Below are 19114 nucleotides of genomic sequence, written 5' to 3'. Positions count from 1 at the left end.
TCAACTAGTGTCTGCATTTCAGACCTGCCTTGCGATTCCATGCCACCTCCCAAAAGGCCATAAGAGCAATACGCCCGTACCGTCTTTGAGTTTGTAAAGCGTGGAATTGGTTAGTCAGGATCAACCTAAAATTATTTATCTAGGTTTCAGATTAAAACGTTTCGGGATGTCACAACGGTTTATTAAAAAGTGTGTAACATCTCAGTTCTTAACTTCTTCAGGCGATCATAGGAGATAGTGGAAACCATCTGAGAAAAAAGATAAGTTTTGTTACGTCGTTGTAATAGAAAGCAGCGTTTTTAACGTTTTATTACAAGCAAAGCCCATTTGCACAAGCAGAGGGTTGGAACTGGCTTTGATGAATGAACCAGAATGCTTGGCCAGTTCCTCCTCAAAAGTATGTTGATAATTTTCAGGCAGCCTCAGGAGGTGCCTGATTTAAAGAGCGTCTGTAACTTTCTAGTCAATAAGCCTTCGAAGTCAGCATGGAAGCATTGAAAGCCCATCAAATTAGCGATCGCGTTGCTCAGCTTTACAACACCTATCCCTTTCCGCCAGAACCGATTTTAGACGAGCCGCCTCCAGGCTATAACTGGCGCTGGAACTGGCTGGCTGCCTATGCCTTTTGTACCGGACAGAAGCCGCCTACGTCCCGTATTCGGATCCTGGATGTGGGCTGCGGTACGGGGGTCGGGACTGAATATTTAGTCCATCTCAATCCTGAAGCCGAGGTGGTTGGGGTTGATCTCAGCGCTGCTGCGATTGAAATTGCTCGCGAACGCTGCCGTCGTTCTGGAGCCGATCGCGTTGAATTTCATAACCTCAGCCTCTATGACATTGCCCAAATTCCAGGTCAGTTTGATCTGATTAACTGCGTTGGCGTGCTGCATCATCTACCGGATCCGATTCGGGGAATTCAAGCGATCGCCCCTAAATTATCTCCAGGCGGATTAATGCATATCTTTGTTTATGCCGCTTTAGGACGCTGGGAAATTAGCCTTATGCAGCAGGCAATTGCCCTTTTACAAGGCGATCGCCGAGGCGATTACCGGGATGGCGTCAACGTTGGTCGCCAGGTCTTTGCGGCCTTACCCGAAAACAACCGACTCGTACAACGAGAACGACAGCGCTGGTCAATGGAAAATCAGCGGGACGAATGCTTCGCCGATATGTATGTACATCCGCAGGAGATTGACTACACAATTGATACGCTTTTTCAGCTAATTGACGCTTCCGGTTTAGACTTTGTTGGCTTTTCCAATCCGCAATACTGGCAAGTTGAACGCTTACTGGAAAAGGCTCCAGAGCTGATGCAGCGTCTACAAACGCTCAGCGATCGCCAACGATACCGCCTAATTGAACTGCTCGATCCTGATATTAGCCACTACGAATTTTTCCTCAGTCGTCCGCCCCTGCCGCGTCTAGATTGGCAAGCAGAGGCTCAGCTTCTCAACGCCATCCCCGAACGCCATCCTTGTATGGAAGGCTGGCCGAGCCATTCTGTTTTTAACTACGACTATCAAATTACTAAGCTATCTCAGCCGGAGTTTGAGTTCTTGCAAGCTTGCGATCAAAACCAAGAGCAAGCAACCGTCGCCCAACTCCACCAGCGTCTCTCAACACCTCTCGAAACCATCCGTCAGCTCCAAGCCAAGCAACTGATCATCCTTAAGCCGCAATAAGCGATCGCGCCATGGGTCAACGCAAAATAACTGGCAAAATCCTCCATTGAATTTCCGTTGAATTTCCATTAAGTATTATTGCCGTGATATGATCTGCTCTGGCTTGAAGGTTGGCTAAAGCTTTTGCGCCAGCAAGGAATAGGAATTTGTGAGTTCGTCCAAAGAGTCTCTTGAAGTGGATTCCATTCAAGCATCAGACGCAGAAACTCAGCTGACCTCAACCCAGCCGAGCGAATCCATGCAAGAGTACTACCAGCTACAACAGGGTTTGCTATGGTACACCCTGCTGTTGTCAGGAATTATCTTTGGATTTGTCTGGTTCTTTTATTCTTTGCACATTGCTCTGAATTATCTAATCGGAGCGTGCACAGGTGTGGTTTACTTGAGGATGTTGGCTAAAAGCGTGGCACAGCTAGGTCGCCAGAAGCAGCGACTCGGTAGTGGACGACTGGCGCTCTTTATCGGGCTAATGGTCATTGCTACTCAGCTTAATCAGCTAGAAATCGTGCCTATTTTCTTAGGCTTCTTAACTTACAAGGGGTCTTTGCTGGGCTACACGGTTTGGGCCGCGCTGACATCGGAATAGTTGAATTTCCGGTAGTCTAGCATCCTTTTTATCTGCAGATTCCTACGGAAATCTTAAAGTTTATGGAGATATTGACTCCCTTATTGCGTGTATCTCCCTTGCCTTTGGCTGAACTAGAGGTAGGGCAGCATCTTTATTGGCACATTGGCAATCTGAAGGTGCATGGTCAGGTATTTCTGACTTCCTGGTTTGTGATTGCAGTTTTAGTGATTGCATCCCTACTAGCAACTCGGAAAGTTGAAAGAATTCCTTCGGGTCTGCAGAACTTCATGGAGTATGCGCTGGAGTTCATTCGCGACCTCGCAAAGAACCAGATTGGCGAAAAAGAATACCGCCCCTGGATTCCTTTTGTCGGCACCCTCTTTCTGTTTATTTTTGTCTCCAATTGGTCAGGAGCGTTGGTTCCTTGGCGACTCATTCACTTGCCAGCAGGTGAACTTGCTGCCCCTACCAATGACATCAATACAACGGTAGCTTTGGCTTTGTTGACTTCGGTGGCGTACTTCTACGCTGGCTTTAGCAAGCGGGGTTTGGGCTACTTTGCCAAGTACATTGAGCCAACTCCAATTCTGCTGCCGATCAATATTCTTGAAGATTTCACCAAGCCCCTCTCTCTGAGCTTCCGTTTGTTTGGCAACATTCTTGCAGACGAGCTTGTCGTGGCCGTTTTGGTATTGCTGGTACCCCTATTTGTACCCTTACCTGTCATGGCTTTGGGCCTTTTCACCAGTGCGATCCAGGCGTTAATCTTCGCCACGCTAGCGGCGGCCTACATTGGTGAGGCAATAGAAGGGCATGGTGCAGAAGAGCATGAGTGATGGTAAATCACTCAGTTGACAGTTAGCTGATGGCGGATGTTATGTCCTGAGCAAATCATCAGCTATGGCGAAAAGCCTAATATAGCGAGGTTAACTGGCCTCATTTCTCTCCAAATTTGTTTTAAGTCTGTCAATTTTCATTTGAGGTAAGGAACACATGGATCCTATTGTTGCTGGTGCTTCTGTTGTTGCGGCTGCTTTAGCAGTTGGTTTAGCAGCTATTGGCCCTGGAATTGGTCAGGGTAATGCAGCTGGTCAAGCTGTAGAAGGGATTGCTCGTCAGCCTGAAGCTGAAGGCAAGATCCGCGGCACCCTGCTGCTCAGCTTGGCTTTTATGGAAGCGTTGACCATCTATGGTCTGGTGGTAGCGCTGGTTCTACTCTTCGCTAACCCCTTTAGCTAAGACGTCATCCTAATCGAGAGGGAGTTGCTAGCCAACTTCCTCTAGCTCTGTTAGTCAACAGTCAACGTTTTGATTCTCAGGCCCCTCTATTGCAGCGAGGGCATTCACTTATGACATATTGGATAACGCTACTGGCAGTTGAAGCTGCTGCTGAGGGAGGCGGTCTATTTGATTTTGATGCCACGCTTCCTCTTGTTGCTGTACAGTTTGTAGTTTTGGCAGTCATTCTTAATGCTGTTTTCTACAAGCCTTTAGGGAATGCGATTGATGAGCGTGACAACTATATTCGCACGAGTCAATCAGAGGCCGAAGAGCGTTTGCAAAAAGCTGAGCGTTTAGCCCAGCAGTATGAGCAGGAGCTAGCAGACACTCGTCGCCAGTCTCAAGCCATCATTGCCAGCGCTCGCGAAGAAGCCCAAAAGCAGTCAGCTGCTAAACTTGCTTCTGCCCAGCAGGAAGCTCAGGCGAAGCGAGAGCAAGCTCAGCAAGAAATTGACGAGCAAAAAGCGGCAGCTATGACAGCCCTTGAGAACCAAGTTGACGAACTGAGTCAGCAGATTTTGAATAAGCTTTTGTCTGGGGTTTCCGCCTAGCTAAAAGTTGAATGTGAGTAGTTTGCAGAGATATACGAGCCTTGAGTTAAGCTGCAAGCTGCCAATTTTGATCTATTTGAAAAGACTTCGATTGTGGTAGGCAGCGTGGGTCAGTGATGGACAGTATAATTTTTTTCAAGTTGCTGGCTGTCGAAGAAGGTGGGATAGGGTTGAACTTCGATCTGCTAGAGACGAATTTAATCAACCTCGCAATTATTATTGGTGTTCTGTTTTACTTTGGCAGTAAGTTTCTCGGGAATACGCTAGCAACTCGTCGGCAAGAAATTGAAGCTGCTATTAAAGCCGCTGAAAAGCGTAAGCAAGAAGCTTCCTCAGCTTTAGCAGAGCAACAGCAAAAGTTAGCTCAAGCTCAAGTTGAAGCAGAGCAAATCAAAGCGCGGGCTGAAGAAAACGCCACGCGAGCCAGAGCAGAGATATTGCAGCAGGCAGACAAAGATGTGGAGCGCTTAAAAGTCGCAGCGGAACAAGATTTGTCTGCTCAGCAAGAAAAGGTCATGCGCGAATTGCGGCAGCGAGTCGCTAGGCTAGCGATGGAGCGAGTGGAAGATCGGCTCTCTGAAAGGCTCAACGACGACGTTCAGCGACAGCTAGTGGATAAGAGTATTGCACTGTTGGGAGGTCGTTAATGAGTGGTAGCCTAGTTAACTTAGAAATTATTGATCCCTACGCGCAAGGGCTAATGTCTTTGGCTAAGGATCAGGGTTTAACCGATCGCTTTGGTGAAGACGCCACGAACTTCCTCTCGCTTCTAGACGAGTCCGAAGAACTGAAGCAGTTTTTGGCTAGCCCCTTAGTGGGGGCAGACGCTAAGAAGGCGGTGTTGCGTCAGGTGGTTTCGGATAGCTTTCATCCTTACATGCTGAACTTTCTGATGCTGCTAGTCGATCGCGGTCGTATTTCGTTATTGACAGGCGTTTTGCAGCAATACCAGTCACTGCTACGCGATTTGAACCAAACTGTTTTGGCTGAGGTGACAGCCGCAATCGAACTCACTGAAGAACAAAAAGAGTCCGTTCGTCAGAAAGTTTTGTCGATGACCAATGCCCGAGGCGTTGACTTAGAAACCAAAATTGATCCCGATCTGCTAGGGGGCGTCATTATCAAGGTTGGCTCACAAGTAGTGGATGCCAGTCTTCGTAGTCAACTTCGTCGGATTGGATTGCAGCTCAGCAGCTCAGCAGCCTAGTGCTGTCGGCTCAGGCTTTGATAACCTACTCACTGTTTATTTAGAGATTCAGCAACTTCCATGGTAAGCATTAGACCTGACGAAATTAGCAGCATCATTCGACAGCAGATTGAGCAGTACGACCAGGAGATTAAAGTTTCCAACGTCGGAACCGTCCTTCAAGTAGGGGATGGTATTGCTCGTATCTATGGCTTAGACAAGGCTATGGCGGGTGAACTGCTGGAATTTGAAGATGGTACTGTGGGTATTGCCCTCAACTTAGAAGAGGACAATGTCGGTGCGGTATTGATGGGCAGTGGCCGCGATATTCAAGAAGGTAGCTCTGTAAAATCTACTGGGCGTATCGCTGAAGTTCCAGTAGGTGAAGCGCTTTTGGGGCGTGTAGTGGATTCTTTGGCTCGTCCTCTAGATGGCAAAGGCGATATTCAAACTTCGGAAACGCGCCTGATTGAATCTGGAGCGCCTGGTATCATTCAACGTAAATCGGTTTACGAGCCGCTACAAACTGGAATTACGGCGATTGACGCCATGATTCCCATTGGTCGAGGTCAGCGAGAGCTAATCATTGGCGATCGCCAAACTGGCAAAACCGCGATCGCGATTGATACTATCCTCAACCAGCACGACCAAAACGTAGTTTGCGTATACGTTGCTATTGGTCAAAAAGCTTCTTCAGTTGCTCAAATCGTCAGTGTTCTAGAAGAGCGCGGCGCGATGGAATACACCATCGTAGTTGCAGCTAATGCCAACGACCCTGCGCCACTTCAGTACCTGGCTCCTTACACAGGTGCTGCGCTGGCTGAATACTTTATGTATAAAGGGCGTCATACGCTGGTTATCTACGACGACTTGACCAAGCAAGCGCAAGCTTATCGTCAAATGTCTTTGCTGCTGCGTCGTCCGCCCGGACGGGAAGCCTATCCCGGTGATGTGTTTTACTTACACTCTCGCTTGCTAGAGCGGGCTGCTAAGCTCAGCCCAGCGTTGGGTGAAGGAAGTATGACAGCCTTACCAATCATTGAAACGCAAGCAGGCGACGTTTCCGCTTACATTCCTACTAACGTGATTTCGATTACAGACGGTCAGATTTTCCTATCTTCTGACTTGTTTAACTCCGGTTTGCGACCTGCCATTAACGCGGGTATTTCGGTTTCACGGGTAGGTTCTGCAGCGCAAATCAAGGCAATGAAAAAGGTTGCGGGTAAAGTCAAGCTGGAGCTGGCTCAGTATGACGAACTACAAGCCTTTGCTCAGTTTGCCTCTGACTTAGACCAGGCAACTCAGAAGCAGCTAGCCCGAGGCCAGCGCCTGCGGGAGTTGCTGAAGCAGCCTCAGTATTCGCCGCTACCGGTTGAAGAGCAAATTGCCATCATCTATGCCGGAATTAACGGTTTTATGGATGAAATTCCGGCAGATAAAGTTTCTCGCTTTGCGGCAGAAATGCGTGAATACATCCGCAATAACAAGCCTAAGTATGCTGAGCTGATCAAAAGCGAGAAAAAGCTATCTGATGAAAGCACTAGCTTGCTAGAAGAAGGAATCAACGAAGCGAAGCAAGCCTTTATGGCGACTGCCTAGGTACAGCGTCTGCTCAGTAGCCGTTAGCAAGTTTGGCTAGCCGCTACTGAGCGCTGCCTTTGATGATCACTGGTACAAGGAAGGCCGATGCCAAATCTTAAATCTATTCGCGATCGCATTAAGTCAGTTAAAAACACGCGCAAAATCACTGAAGCCATGCGCTTGGTGGCAGCGGCGAAGGTGCGTCGAGCCCAAGAGCAGGTGACGGCAACTCGTCCCTTTGCGGATCGTTTGGCTCAAGTCCTTTACGGCTTACAAACTCGCCTCAGGTTTGAAGACGCTGACTTGCCACTGCTCAAGCAACGTGAAGTTGAGACTGTTGGATTGCTCATTATTTCGGGCGATCGCGGTCTTTGCGGCGGCTACAATATTAACGTCATCAAACGGGCTGAGTTGCGAGCCAGAGAGCTGGAAAAAGAAGGCATCAACTACAAGTACGTCATTGTTGGCCGCAAAGCTAATCAGCACTTTAAGCGGCGCAACGCGCCCATTTCTGCCTCCTTTACCGAATTAGAGCAAATTCCTACGGCAGAAGAAGCCTCTAGCATTGCAGACGAACTCCTTTCACTCTTTTTGTCTAACTCAGTCGATCGCGTTGAGTTGGTTTACACCAAGTTTGTTTCTTTGATTAGCTCTCGCCCAGTTGTGCAAACTCTGTTGCCTTTAGACCCCCAAGGTTTAGAAGCCGCTGACGATGAAATCTTCCGGCTAACCAGTCGGGGCGGTCAGTTTCAAGTGGAGCGTGAACGCGTAGAATCACCGCTGCAAAACCTGCCGCAAGATATGATTTTTGAGCAAGATCCGGTACAAATTTTAGATGCTTTGCTGCCGCTCTATCTCAACAACCAAATTTTGCGGGCTTTGCAAGAAGCTGCCGCCAGCGAACTCGCAGCCCGAATGACGGCTATGAATAACGCTAGTGACAACGCTTCTGAGTTAGTTAAAACCCTGACCCTGTCTTACAACAAGGCTCGTCAGGCTGCCATCACCCAAGAAATTTTGGAAGTTGTTGGTGGTGCAGAGGCGCTAGGTTAAGACTAATCTTTGCAGATGATTTAATGGGCAAGCAGGGCAAGCGATCGCTTGCCCTGTTTGCCTTTCTAGCTAAAGTTGGCTCTAGCGAATTCGCCCCAACGCCTAGCGCTTGACCGCTATATGCCATGCTGAGAGAGCGGGTTTTGCCACGCGGCTCAACAATTCTATTAAGATATTTTTGATGCAGCTACGTTGGAAAAGCCTGAAATTTAAGTCTAATAAAGCTTCATGAATGCATTCGGCGTCCCTTACCTGCAGGTTGGGCAAACTTTGCAGGATGGTAAATACACGCTAAAGCAGCGTTTAGGGGAAGGTGGATTTGGTGTGACCTTTCAGGCACTTCACCACCTGCTGGGACAGCCAGTGGTGATCAAAACGCTGAATCACAATAGCCTCAGCTCACCTGACTTTGAAACTTTAAAGCAGCAATTTCAGCATGAAGCTCAGCGGTTAGCCCAGTGTGTTCATCCCAATATTGTGCGAATCAGCGATTACTTCGTCGAGGCAGGTCTGCCCTTTATGGTGATGGACTATATCCCTGGACGCTCTTTAGGCGATCTTGTTTTTCCTCAATCGCCCCTGCCTGAAGCCACGGCCATTAGCTATATTCACCAAATTGGGGCAGCTTTAAAGGCTGTTCATCAAGCGGGGTTGTTGCACCGAGACATCAAGCCGCACAATATCATTCTGCGTACGGGAACGCAGTCTGTGGTTTTAATCGACTTTGGCATTGCGCGTGAGTTTGAGCTAGGCCAAGTTCAAACCCATACCAGTTTGCTTTCGGTAGGCTATGCGCCTATTGAGCAGTATATGACTCAGGCTCAGAGAACACCTGCTACCGATGTTTATGGTCTGGCAGCGACGCTCTATACTCTACTGACAGCCCAAGTACCGATTGCCTCAGTTTTACGCGATCGCCAACCGCTGCCGTCTCCTCGCGATCTCAACCCTAGCATTACGCATGCCACCAACTATGCTGTTTTGCAAGGAATGAAGCTGGAACCGGAAGATCGCCCCAGCAGCGTTGATCAGTGGCTACAGTTACTACCTACGGTTGAATCCATATTGGCGGCGATCGCCGTTGAGGCTAACTCACCACCAAGCCCCACCTCAGCCGCTACGATGGCCGTAGCTCCTCGTGTTGCCAGTACTTATCAGCCTGCCCCTCATACAGCAACGGCTACCCGTGGGCCAGTTAGCCCATTACCGTCTTCCCCGCCCCATCCTCCCTGGCTGCTGTGGAGTGCAATTGCTAGCTCAGTCATTGTGGTGGGTGGGTTAGCCATCGTCGCAACCCGTTCTCCAGATTCACCTACCGTAGCAGAGCCAACCCCCACGACCGAAGAATCTGCTCAGCCGCCTGATCCTGAACTGCCACCCAGCAACAACACCGAGACGGATGACAACGCTGACTCTTTAACCTTCGACAACGACACCGCCCCCACTGAAACTCCTTCAGCCCCGGCCCCCCCCCTTGCGGCTGAGCCTACGCCCTCCGGCACTCCTATTCCAGGGTTTACCGTAGGTGCAACCGAAAGTCAGGTTGAACAGCAACTTGGTAATCCCAACGCTTCGCGGCGAGGCTACTGGCCGAATACGGAAGCCGTTTTGTACGAAATTGTGCCAGAGCAGATTACCCTCGGCTATCTTTACGACACCGACTCGCGACGAATCCGTCAAACAGAAGTGGCTTTTGCCCAAACCATCCCCCTAACGGTGATGCAAACTACTTTAGATGACATGCTAGAAGTCCCGGCTACCGTCGTTGTGCAAAGCAATCTGGCTAAGATCCAGGCTCGTCAGCTCGATCGTTACACCTTCGAACAAGGTTCTCTCAAGGGTGTAATTGAGCGCAACGATCGCGATCGCATTTATATTGGCGTTTGGGAGCAAGGCTTACATCCGTAGCGCCGGAAAGCGATACTCGGCAATCATTGACTCCTAAGCTATACTGGTAGCAGATATCCACAAGAGATATCCACAAGGGGCTGTAACGGTTTCGACGTTTTGACGAAAGTCACTTTGTGATACAGGCCGAGAGTGAGTCACCTCTCGTAAATCCAGGCTCAAACAAAAGTAAGTGCGAATAACATCGTTCCTTTCGCTCGCAAGCAAGCAGCTGTTGCTGTAGCTTAAAAAATCTTTAGCGAGCGTTCACAGTCTGACTCCGTTAAGGGCTGTGGACTTAACCCCAACGGATGCGCTAATGCGTTCTCTCTGGTGAATTCATTAGCAAAGACCTTTACCAGAGCATCCTATTCTCAGGGATAAATGAGAATTCCCGCCTCAAGGATTAGAGAGGCTAAGCCTGTGAATGAGTGAAGTGTTAATACTCAGGGCGGACACGGGTTCGACTCCCGTCAGCTCCATTTTTAACTTTTTTTCTGAATATTAAACATTTTTCTACCCTACTGCTGAGTACAGGGATAGCAGCTTTGGGCATGCTTATACTGAGAGTAAACCCTAGTATTAATTCTTTAATGCTTTAGGGCTAATTTGTGATGAACACGCTTCTCTCAATTTGCTTTTTGTAATGATTTCAAGACATCAGAAAATGGAATTTCCTATTTGGCAATACCTGAAGCAGCCGATCTTCAGCGCTAACTACAAAACTATCCTGAACCCCCGTCGTTTCTGGCGTTCCTACCAGATCAACCATCTGGAAAAATGCTGGAGTAAGACCTACCGTTCGGAAGAACACTTCCATTGAAAATTTTTGTAAAGTTCAACGTCAGGTTAGATTAATTAAAGTTTGAATCAAGCTAAGAAAGGCGCTTCTAAGCATAAGTATTAAGTATCTATAAACGAGATGGATTCTTTAAGGGAAGAACTATTTTGACGTATAGATACACAACAACTGCTATTGGCAGTTAAGGATTAACCGCAGCAGCAAGCAATTGCCTCAGAAGAACCAAAAAAATGTAGTCTGAGGACAGTGTCTATAGCAACGCTAAGCTTGTGGCGATTTCTCAGCAAACTGAACTCCCAGTGCTAGGCTGGCGAGAATGGCTCGAACTTCCTGATTTAGGAATTGTTAAGGTTAAAGCTAAAATCGACACCGGTGCTCGTTCTTCAGCGCTCCATGCTTTAGCAATCGAGTGCTTTAACCGAGCCGGACGCAACATGGTTCGGTTTAAGGTGTTTGGCAACTATCAGATGTTGGATCAGCCTCTGAGCATCGAAGCTGAACTGCTTGATCAGCGGCATGTTCGCAGCTCTAGCGGTCAGGCAGAACTGCGTCCTATCATTCAGACTCACGTAGCCATTCCAGGGCAGTGTTGGCCAATTGAGTTAACCTTGACCGATCGAACCCAGATGGGCTTTCCCATGCTTTTGGGACGGCAAGCCATGCGAGGTCGATTTACGGTAGATCCAGGCCAGTCATTTTTGCAAAGCGCAACCCGTCCCCATCGGTTTAGATCAGGTTTAACTCAGGAAGACAGCGAATGAAAATTGCAATTCTTTCTCAGAAAGCGTCTCTCTATTCCACACAGCGCTTGAAAGCGGCTGGCGAAAAGCGGGGCCACGAAATGCAGGTGATTGATTATCTGCGTTGTTATATGAATATCACGGCGCATAACCCCAAGGTGATCTATTCAGGAGAGCCGCTAGAAGGCTTTGACGCGATCATTCCTCGCATTGGGGCTTCTAAAACCTTTTATGGGACAGCCGTTGTGCGGCAGTTTGAAATTATGGGTGTTTTTTCGGCCAATGCTTCCCAAGCGATTTCGCGATCGCGGGACAAATTGCGTTGCTTGCAAATTCTAGCTAGAAGAGGAATCGGTCTACCTGTGACCGGGTTTGCCCACTCTACTAAAGATATTGAGGGGCTGCTAGATATTGTGGGTGGGGCACCGCTGGTCATTAAGCTGCTAGAGGGGACTCAAGGCATTGGTGTGGTTCTGGCTGAAACCAAGCAAGCGGCCACTTCAGTGATTGAAGCTTTTCGCGGTTTAGATGCCAACATCTTGGTTCAAGAATTTATTAAAGAAGCGGGCGGCATGGATATTCGCTGCTTTGTCGTTGGCGACAAAGTGATTGCCGCCATGAAGCGGCAGGGGGCACCGGGCGAGTTTCGCTCTAATATTCATCGTGGCGGTAGCGCCTCTAAAATTAAGCTGACGCCTGAAGAACGAAGTACCGCCGTACGGGCAGCTAAGGCGATGGGGCTGCGGGTAGCGGGGGTTGATATTTTGCGCTCAAACCACGGCCCGGTGGTCATGGAGGTTAATTCGTCGCCAGGGTTAGAGGGGATTGAATCGGCAACAGGTGTGGATGTGGCAGGCAAAATTATTGAATTTTTAGAAAAAAACTCATCGACAGGCAGCAATCGCGATCGCATTCAGTATTAGTAGATGAAGGGGTTGATGTCTTGAAAAACTACATCAACGCCGACTGGTGCAGAGAGTCGCTGTCTGACCTTATTCGAATATGCGCTCTTGTAGCCTTTGCCAATCTGCGATCGCAGCCTCCTGCCACAACCAGTTATGTTCAAACTCGAAAGCGCTAGGGCTGTTAAAGGCTTCTGGATCGGCCTGAATAACCATTAAGTAATATTTTTGAGCCGTACTCAGCATTCGTTCGCGCTGTACAAAGTTGGCTTGCTGGTCGGCAAGCTGCACCAGCGCCAGCGCCAGCCCTGCATAGGCATTCAGCACAATCGGCTCTGCCACCAATGCTTCACTGTCTTTACCAGACGCTATCAGCGGTTGCAAGTTTTGAACCTGTTGATCAATGCCGATGGCTTGTTCCCAGGTGTCAAAAGCCTGCTCGAACTCACCTTGATCATAGTAAGCAAAGCCTAAAGCAACCTGATACCTCGCTTCATTAGGTCGCTTTGCTACTGCCGCTGCCCAAGAACGAGCCGCATCAGCAGCACTGTAATCAGCAGATTGCGTGGCTAATCGCTGCCACTGCAAACGACCTAAAAGGTAAAGAAATTCTGGTTCCTGGCGTTGTCTATCAGAAGCGGCTTTTAGGGCTGCTTCCGCTTCTGGTAGGCGGTTGCGCTCTAGCAGTTCTGTCACAATGTCTAGCGCTGGCGTCAGCAGGTTGCGGTTAAAAGCTACCGTGGCGATCGCTACGGGATCGGCTGTTTCGTCTAGCTGCTCTAAACTCTGAAGCAGGCTAGGATCTGCTAAAACCTGCTCCGCTGTCAGATTTGAATCTCGCTGACGATTGGTTAACACACCGACAAGACCAATGCCTGCAACCAACGCAACAGCGCCCACAATTGGCAACCATCGCTGGGCTGGCTGAGGCCAAAGTGGTGTTAAGCCTTTAAAGAACGGACTGGCTGAGGCCGATGCCATAGGCTGACTCAGTTGAGCGGCTGAGGGGGTATCAGCGGTGGTCTGTTCTGCGACGGCGGCGGCTGTCGGCTGGCTTTTGTCTATTAAAGCGGCTTCGTCTGGGGTCGCAGCCACCGTCGCTTCTGGGTGAGCGGCAGGACTGACGGTGGCAGACGAAGCGACTGCTGCTGTCGGGGCGAGTTGCTGTAGCAACCCTGAGACAATGGCAAAATCTTCGTCGTAATCTTCGTCGGCTTCTAAAGCCGCGACGAGGGTATCTGCATCGGCGGCAGAGACATCAGCGCGATCGCCCTTCATTTCTGGAAACAGCAGATTGTCTAAAGCTAGCCCAGCGCTAACGGGCTGACTGGTCAACGCCCCATCAAAACGGGGATGCATATACAGCACAGGCAGCGCCCAATAAAACTGATGTGAACCATAGGCAGAAATGAGTCCTTGACGCGTTCGGTTGAGGCTGAGATCAACCGGGTAGCCCTGCCTCAAGTTGCGATAGAGCAAGCGCGTAAACGTAATGGCAACTTCATCGGGTATTCGCTCTGACATGGCGATTACCCCCGGCACACCGCGATTGATCAACGCTTGAGCTAGGTTTTGCTCTTGTCCGCCTAGCTCAGCTTCTGCTTCGGTATAAGCCCCACGGCAAGAATTAAATACGGCTAAACGCACCCCATTGTTGACCAATAACCCAGCTAAATCTTCGCCGCTAAGCTGTTCTGACAAGCCTGTTTGCTTACTCACCAGATACAGATCGCCCCCTGTTTTGCCCAAATTGCTGTGACCAGCGTAATGCAGAACCTGAAAGTGGCCTTGCTCTAAGGCTTGTACTAATTCGGCTCGTCCGGGTTGCTCTAGCAAAGTGACTTCAATTGGCAGCGGTTTAAAGTCGGCAGTCTGCTCAGGGGTTTCTGGGGAGGCAGGCTGTAGCTCGGCTTGTAATTGCCGGACTTCGCGTTTGAGCGCTAGCTGCTCTTGATCGTCAGGCGCTGAAACAATCATTAGCACTCGTAATGGCGGATCAACGGCGATCGCTGCTGACGTATTGAGGATGGCTTGACCGGAAGCTAAGGCCGAGTGATAGCGGCAAAAAGTAAGATCTGTACCTGTGGCTAGGGGGCGATCGCCATCGTGAAGAACCTCCCACGGTAGTTTTTGCAGCCTAGCTTCTTTGATTCCCAACCGTAGCCGCAGCACCTGCTGGCTATGTTGAGCAATCCCTTGAGCTGTGAGCCAGCTATCGCGAATTAAGCCTTGAAAAAGAGCGCTATAGAGTTGCTGACCCAGCATAACCAGACCGGGTGCATTGGCTGAAACTGAAGCAGCGGCAGCTGAATCGTCAGCGTCTTGTGGACGGGTGGCGACCCGAAAGGGAGGCTGACCTTCCAACAGAGACATCAAAGGTTCATGCATAAGCTGCTGAGTTTGCTCTAACCAATCCGCAATTGGCCAAACCACCTGTTCTTCAGCCAGGGGAGTGCCCGGAGCAACCTGTTCTGTGCGCACCAGATACCGCTCTTCACCGACGGCTGTAATTGAGATGTGAAATTCCTGGGTCACTGCCTTCACCCTGTGCAATTGATCGGCCTAACACAACTGTAACCGCTAGCTTTTTACAGCTTTGCCAGCGATGCTGTATGCCAAAGGACTTGGTCGCGTATTTAAGAGCCACAAACCAACAATGGCCAATGACTTGATGCCAAACCCGATGCCAGCAGCTTGTTAGGAACACTTATTGCCCATTGTAGGCGTCCCAAAACGCTTATATTGAATCAAAGACGGCTTGTCATTAACTCGTCAGTAAGGATGGCCATCAGGCAGACATGGGACAATCATATCTAGATCAAGCTAAACAAGGTAAAAATCGCTGGTGGCGCTATGTTCTGGGCGTTGCCTTGATTGTATTTGCTTGGCTTGTTGTAGGTGGAATTGTCGCGGCGATCGCGGCGATCGCTTGGTTAAACTGGCAAAGCACTGCTTCCGGTGTGCCGCTGACCAATCTTGATCAAGCGCTAATGGGTTTGCTGCAATCGCCCACGCTGACGGCTTACGTGCTGAACAATCTGCCTTTTATTTGTTTTTATGGCGGATTGTGGGTGGTGATTCGAAGATTGCATCAGCGACCTTTTCTGTCTTTGTTGAGTACGGATAGAACATTTGCTGGCGATCGCTTTTGGCTAGGCTTTGGCTTGTGGTTTTTGCTTTTAGGAATTCCTTCGCTAATTGACTACGGATTTCACAACGAGTCTTACCAGCGTATTGCTGCCATCACTCATTGGCTACGGTTTTTACCGTTTGCCTTTGTGCTCACGCCGCTTCAGGTGGCGGCGGAGGAACTGCTTTTTAGAGGATATTTGCTACAGGCTTTAGGACTGATCTCACGCAATAGTTTTTTTTTAATTGGCATCAATGGGGCACTGTTTGCCCTTCCCCATTTGGCGAATCCAGAACTACAGCGCGGCGCTATTTGGCTCATCCTAATTTATTTTGCGATCGGAGCCTTTTTAGCCTTGGTAACGTTGAAAGAAAACCGCTTAGAGATGGCGCTAGGCATTCACACGGCTAATAATATTTTGGTCGTTGTGTTTATCAACAGCATTGATTCTGCCGTCCCGGCACCGACCCTGTTAACGGTGCAGGAAACAGGTGATCCGCGCTTGACGCTGATTTTGTTGCTAGGGCAGATGTTGATTTTTTATTACTTATGTTTTCGGCGATCGCTTCGACGGCCCCAGCTTGATTAACTTGAAACCGCTATAGCTGTCGCCATGCGTATTGAAACACTTCAACGGCTAAAGGCCGCTGCCAGACAAGCGCCCTCAGTCTTCTGCCTTTCGCTATAACAACGGCAAAACCAGCCACTGCCAGCCAAAGAAAACGCTCATGCCCACCAGAATCGTTAACAGTAGCTGCTTGCGCCATAACCCAACGCCCAACGCGGCAAGCGCTCCGATTAAGCGGGCGTTGGCTAAACCAAAAGCGACGCTCTGATCAGGGCTTAAAACAGCCGGAACTACAATGGCGGTAAGCACCGTCGGCGGTACATAGCGCAGAGCGCGGCTAAAAGCGTCAGATAGGGTGACCTGCCCGCTGATGGCAATTAGGCTATAGCGGATGAGAAAGGTAATGATCCCCATCCCTGCAATCAGATATAGCTCATGCATTTTTTATCTCAATTAAACGCTACGGTAGAACCCCTTACAGCCGACAATATTGCTGTTGCTTCATTGCCATCGTGTTAAGAGACAGTCGGTTTAGGCCAAAAAACTTCGCAGCAGTAACCCAAAATAATTCCCCCTAGCGTAGCGAACAGTAAACCTAAATTGTGCGGCAGTTCACGCCCCATTAAAGCGATCGCCCCAGCGCCCACAACGGCCACCACCATTGGCCGCGTGACTAAATAGGGCACAATCATGCCGATAAACGTTGCAATCATGGCAAAATCCAAGCCCCAGCTAGCAATATTGGGAAAAAGCTGCCCCACTGTCAGCCCCACCCAAGTACAAAGCTGCCAGGTGAAATACATCAGCAAAGCCGCTCCGAAATAGTAAGCATGGGACTTTTCCTGGCGATCGCTGCGGAGATACTGGCCGATAGCAATGGCAAAGACTTCATCAGTCAGCAAAAAGGCAAAAGGAATTTTCCCCCAAGGTGAGAGCGACTTCACGTAGGGCACCATGCTGGCAGCGTAAAGCAGGTGACGCAGATTAACCACAAAAGTGGTGAGCAAAATTAAAACAACGGCGGTGTGACTTGAAAGCAAGCCTAAGGCAATGAACTGGGCAGATCCGGCAAAGACGAAAGCCGACATGGCGATCGCGCCACCATTTGATAGCCCACTTGTTTGCGCCAGCGTCCCAAAGATAATGCCAAAGGGAATAGCTCCAATAACCAACGGCACAATATCTCTTGCACCCGCCAGTACCATTGGCCAAAAAGAGGCTGATTTGTCTTGAGGCATAAAACCCTAACGATTAGTAGGAGGGGGCTTTGATTGGCCAAGTGGTCTGACTGCTGGCAAAGAAAACCAGCTTCTTGGTCTTAACCATAGTCCAGCCAGCGGCAGCAAGTACAGATAAATAGCGTAGGGAATAAAGCTGGCTTGACTGTCTAAGATCGCAGCCGGAACTAACCCGGCAATGTTCCAGGGAATCAGTGGCGAGACAACGACGGCTGTATCTTCAATATCGACAGCTAGCTGATGTGGATTGAGTTTGGCCTGGGTGTAGGGCTGATGCATAAGCTGATAGGTCAGCACAATGGCAATGGTTTGGGTGCAGCCGATGGCCGCACTGATAACGCCAGCCAGCAGCGTTCCTGCAAACAAGTGGCCATTCTGCGCTAGTTTCAATAGCGGTCGCTGGAGCGATTGGAGGGCTTGAGTACCCGCCAGCAGCCCAGCCAGCGCTGTAGAGGCGAGAACCATGAGACACACTTGCCCCATTGACAGCAACCCACCACCTTGTAGCACATCGTGCAACGCTGCAGGTTCAGGAAGCTGATACCCGCTGACCATAAACTGCACGAGTTCGCCTAGAGCATACCCTTGGTACTGCCACGCGATCGCCAGAGCCGCTAGCCAGCTTAGGAGCAGCGTTAACCTAACAGGCACTCGCCAGCTAGCCAAGCCCAAAACAATTACTGCTGGCAGGAAAGGCAACCAGCCGAGCTGGAACTGAGCCAAAATTGCAGCAGTCAGCGGATGGTTTGTTGTTAGTTCAATAGCCTTGTGAGGCCAGAAAGCGTAAATCAACCCTGAAACTAACAGCGGCGCGAGAGAAGTCAACACCATGTTGTACAAGTTGCTGTAAAGCTGAGTTTGGGTCAAACCAGCTACTAGGTGGGCGCTAGACGATAGGGGAGAGCAGCGATCGCCCACATAAGCGCCTGCAATAATCGCTCCAGTCGCTAAAGGCACACTCACATCGCTACTACGCGCCACGATCATCAAAGCAATGCCAATCGTGCCAACCGCCCCAAAAGACGTGCCAATGACAACAGAAACGGCTGCCGTCAGTAAAAACGCTGAAAGGACAAAATAATCTGCCTGAATTAGCGAGACGCCGTAATAAACCAGGGCTGGTACCGTTCCGGCGGCTATCCAGGTGGCAACCACCAGGCCAATTAAAAGCAAAATGACGACGACTGCAACGCTTTGCCTCGCCCCAGCTACTAGCATTCGCAGAAGCTGCCCCAGCGCAAACCCGCGTCGCCAGTAAAGTCCAACAAAGACCCCATTGGCAACGCTCAACGGAACTAAGAGGCTGCCTCCCTGCATAACGGTTACGATCAAAACACCTAGCAGCAACAAAAGCCCTAAAACAAAATCCATAGAGCAAGTTGCCTAAAGCTAGCGGGGACTACGAAGCTTCGCCCTAGACGGCTGTTCCCTTGGCTAGCACTGGCTAAGAGAGACGTACCGTTGCTGGCAAGAATGAGTCTTCTATTATAGAAATTTCAGACCAGTCAGTGACCTTAGGTTACTTTTTTGACGAGTATCCTTGCAGATATCTGTGATGGGGGCTAGACGCTAGGTACAAGCTGAATACGACCTGCATCCATTTCGGCCATGAGTAATTCTAAAGCTTCATAATCAACATCAGAAACGTAACCCAGCCGAGTTAGCACATAATTGATTTCGTTTTCGATGTCAGGGGTGAGCTTGCGACTATAGAGAGCCCGCTCTACAAGGCGACGAATTGAGAAGTCAGAATTCATATCAGGTCACTCATGACAGTGAATCTGGGAAGCAAGTCCATAGTTAAAATTGTCGATGGCGGCTGGCTCCTCACCAGTGATCTAACAGTCATTAGTGGGTGATCTTGATCTGAACGAGAATGTGATCAAAGTCACATCTTTGAAAGCGTAGCTTTTGTAATCTTAAGCACCTTAAGTAAAAACGCTTA

Annotated in this window: 18 protein-coding genes and 1 other RNA gene; 14 read left to right on the top strand and 5 right to left on the bottom strand. The window is 49.5% G+C overall.

Going from position 1 to position 19114, the window contains the following annotated elements:
* The first annotated feature begins 485 nt into the window (after positions 1 to 485).
* The 13 genes from ACTS3T_RS17295 to rimK all read left to right on the top strand — a co-directional run bounded on the left by ACTS3T_RS17295 (position 486) and on the right by rimK (position 12254).
* Positions 486 to 1682 (top strand): class I SAM-dependent methyltransferase, encoded by a 1197-nt coding sequence (locus ACTS3T_RS17295; protein WP_377962237.1) that lies wholly within the window; start codon positions 486 to 488, stop codon positions 1680 to 1682.
* A 148-nt stretch (positions 1683 to 1830) separates the two neighbouring features.
* Positions 1831 to 2268, top strand: a complete 438-nt coding sequence (locus tag ACTS3T_RS17290) for an ATP synthase subunit I (protein WP_377962240.1) — start codon at positions 1831 to 1833, stop codon at positions 2266 to 2268.
* A gap of 62 nt (positions 2269 to 2330) precedes the next feature.
* The gene (atpB, locus tag ACTS3T_RS17285; protein WP_377962242.1) at positions 2331 to 3086 is read left to right on the top strand and encodes a F0F1 ATP synthase subunit A; all 756 of its coding nucleotides are present in this window, start codon (positions 2331 to 2333) and stop codon (positions 3084 to 3086) included.
* Positions 3087 to 3243: 157 nt separating this feature from the next.
* Positions 3244 to 3489, top strand: a complete 246-nt coding sequence (gene atpE / locus ACTS3T_RS17280) for an ATP synthase F0 subunit C (protein WP_377962245.1) — start codon at positions 3244 to 3246, stop codon at positions 3487 to 3489.
* Between the two features lie 110 nt (positions 3490 to 3599).
* Positions 3600 to 4082: a F0F1 ATP synthase subunit B' gene (locus tag ACTS3T_RS17275; protein ID WP_377962248.1), complete on the top strand. Its 483-nt coding sequence runs from the start codon at positions 3600 to 3602 to the stop codon at positions 4080 to 4082.
* 116 nt (positions 4083 to 4198) lie between these two features.
* Positions 4199 to 4729 carry a F0F1 ATP synthase subunit B gene (locus ACTS3T_RS17270; protein WP_377962251.1) on the top strand — a complete coding sequence of 177 codons (531 nt, stop codon included), beginning with the start codon at positions 4199 to 4201 and terminating at the stop codon, positions 4727 to 4729.
* Complete coding sequence (atpH, locus tag ACTS3T_RS17265; protein ID WP_377962254.1) at positions 4729 to 5289, top strand: ATP synthase F1 subunit delta; 561 nt, start codon at positions 4729 to 4731, stop codon at positions 5287 to 5289. The genes ACTS3T_RS17270 and atpH overlap by 1 nt, the downstream gene beginning before the upstream one ends.
* Before the next feature lie 60 nt (positions 5290 to 5349).
* The gene (gene atpA, locus ACTS3T_RS17260) at positions 5350 to 6867 is read left to right on the top strand and encodes a F0F1 ATP synthase subunit alpha (protein WP_377962257.1); all 1518 of its coding nucleotides are present in this window, start codon (positions 5350 to 5352) and stop codon (positions 6865 to 6867) included.
* A gap of 87 nt (positions 6868 to 6954) precedes the next feature.
* Entirely contained in the window at positions 6955 to 7902 is a 948-nt protein-coding gene (locus tag ACTS3T_RS17255; RefSeq protein WP_377962259.1) for a F0F1 ATP synthase subunit gamma, read from the top strand.
* A 228-nt stretch (positions 7903 to 8130) separates the two neighbouring features.
* The gene (locus tag ACTS3T_RS17250; RefSeq protein WP_462935282.1) at positions 8131 to 9810 is read left to right on the top strand and encodes a serine/threonine protein kinase; all 1680 of its coding nucleotides are present in this window, start codon (positions 8131 to 8133) and stop codon (positions 9808 to 9810) included.
* Positions 9811 to 9886: 76 nt separating this feature from the next.
* Positions 9887 to 10274, top strand: a transfer-messenger RNA (tmRNA) gene (gene ssrA, locus ACTS3T_RS17245).
* A 586-nt stretch (positions 10275 to 10860) separates the two neighbouring features.
* On the top strand, positions 10861 to 11352 hold the full coding sequence (locus ACTS3T_RS17240) for an ATP-dependent zinc protease family protein (protein ID WP_377966753.1): 492 nt from the start codon (positions 10861 to 10863) through the stop codon (positions 11350 to 11352).
* The gene (gene rimK / locus ACTS3T_RS17235) at positions 11349 to 12254 is read left to right on the top strand and encodes a 30S ribosomal protein S6--L-glutamate ligase (protein WP_377966755.1); all 906 of its coding nucleotides are present in this window, start codon (positions 11349 to 11351) and stop codon (positions 12252 to 12254) included. Before ACTS3T_RS17240 ends, rimK begins: the two co-directional genes overlap by 4 nt.
* Positions 12255 to 12323: 69 nt before the next feature.
* Here rimK and ACTS3T_RS17230 read toward each other — a convergent pair whose 3' ends face one another.
* Complete coding sequence (locus ACTS3T_RS17230) at positions 12324 to 14768, bottom strand: CHAT domain-containing protein (protein WP_377966757.1); 2445 nt, start codon at positions 14766 to 14768, stop codon at positions 12324 to 12326.
* A gap of 263 nt (positions 14769 to 15031) precedes the next feature.
* Between ACTS3T_RS17230 and ACTS3T_RS17225 the strand changes: the two genes are divergently transcribed.
* Positions 15032 to 15952 carry a CPBP family intramembrane glutamic endopeptidase gene (locus tag ACTS3T_RS17225; RefSeq protein ID WP_377966759.1) on the top strand — a complete coding sequence of 307 codons (921 nt, stop codon included), beginning with the start codon at positions 15032 to 15034 and terminating at the stop codon, positions 15950 to 15952.
* A 93-nt stretch (positions 15953 to 16045) separates the two neighbouring features.
* Here ACTS3T_RS17225 and ACTS3T_RS17220 read toward each other — a convergent pair whose 3' ends face one another.
* The 4 genes from ACTS3T_RS17220 to ACTS3T_RS17205 all read right to left on the bottom strand — a co-directional run bounded on the left by ACTS3T_RS17220 (position 16046) and on the right by ACTS3T_RS17205 (position 18926).
* The gene (locus tag ACTS3T_RS17220; RefSeq protein WP_377966761.1) at positions 16046 to 16372 is read right to left on the bottom strand and encodes an AzlD domain-containing protein; all 327 of its coding nucleotides are present in this window, start codon (positions 16370 to 16372) and stop codon (positions 16046 to 16048) included.
* A gap of 74 nt (positions 16373 to 16446) precedes the next feature.
* Positions 16447 to 17169, bottom strand: coding sequence for an AzlC family ABC transporter permease (locus tag ACTS3T_RS17215; protein ID WP_377966763.1), 723 nt, complete (start codon positions 17167 to 17169; stop codon positions 16447 to 16449).
* 6 nt (positions 17170 to 17175) lie between these two features.
* Complete coding sequence (locus ACTS3T_RS17210; RefSeq protein ID WP_462935281.1) at positions 17176 to 18540, bottom strand: Na+/H+ antiporter NhaC family protein; 1365 nt, start codon at positions 18538 to 18540, stop codon at positions 17176 to 17178.
* A 191-nt stretch (positions 18541 to 18731) separates the two neighbouring features.
* Positions 18732 to 18926: a hypothetical protein gene (locus ACTS3T_RS17205; protein ID WP_377966767.1), complete on the bottom strand. Its 195-nt coding sequence runs from the start codon at positions 18924 to 18926 to the stop codon at positions 18732 to 18734.
* Positions 18927 to 19114: the final 188 nt, after the last annotated feature.

The sequence above is a fragment of the Almyronema sp. genome (assembly GCF_052168255.1).
GTDB lineage: Bacteria > Cyanobacteriota > Cyanobacteriia > Phormidesmidales > Phormidesmidaceae > Sphaerothrix > Sphaerothrix epifaneia.
This window is presented reverse-complemented; position numbering and strand designations above follow the sequence as displayed.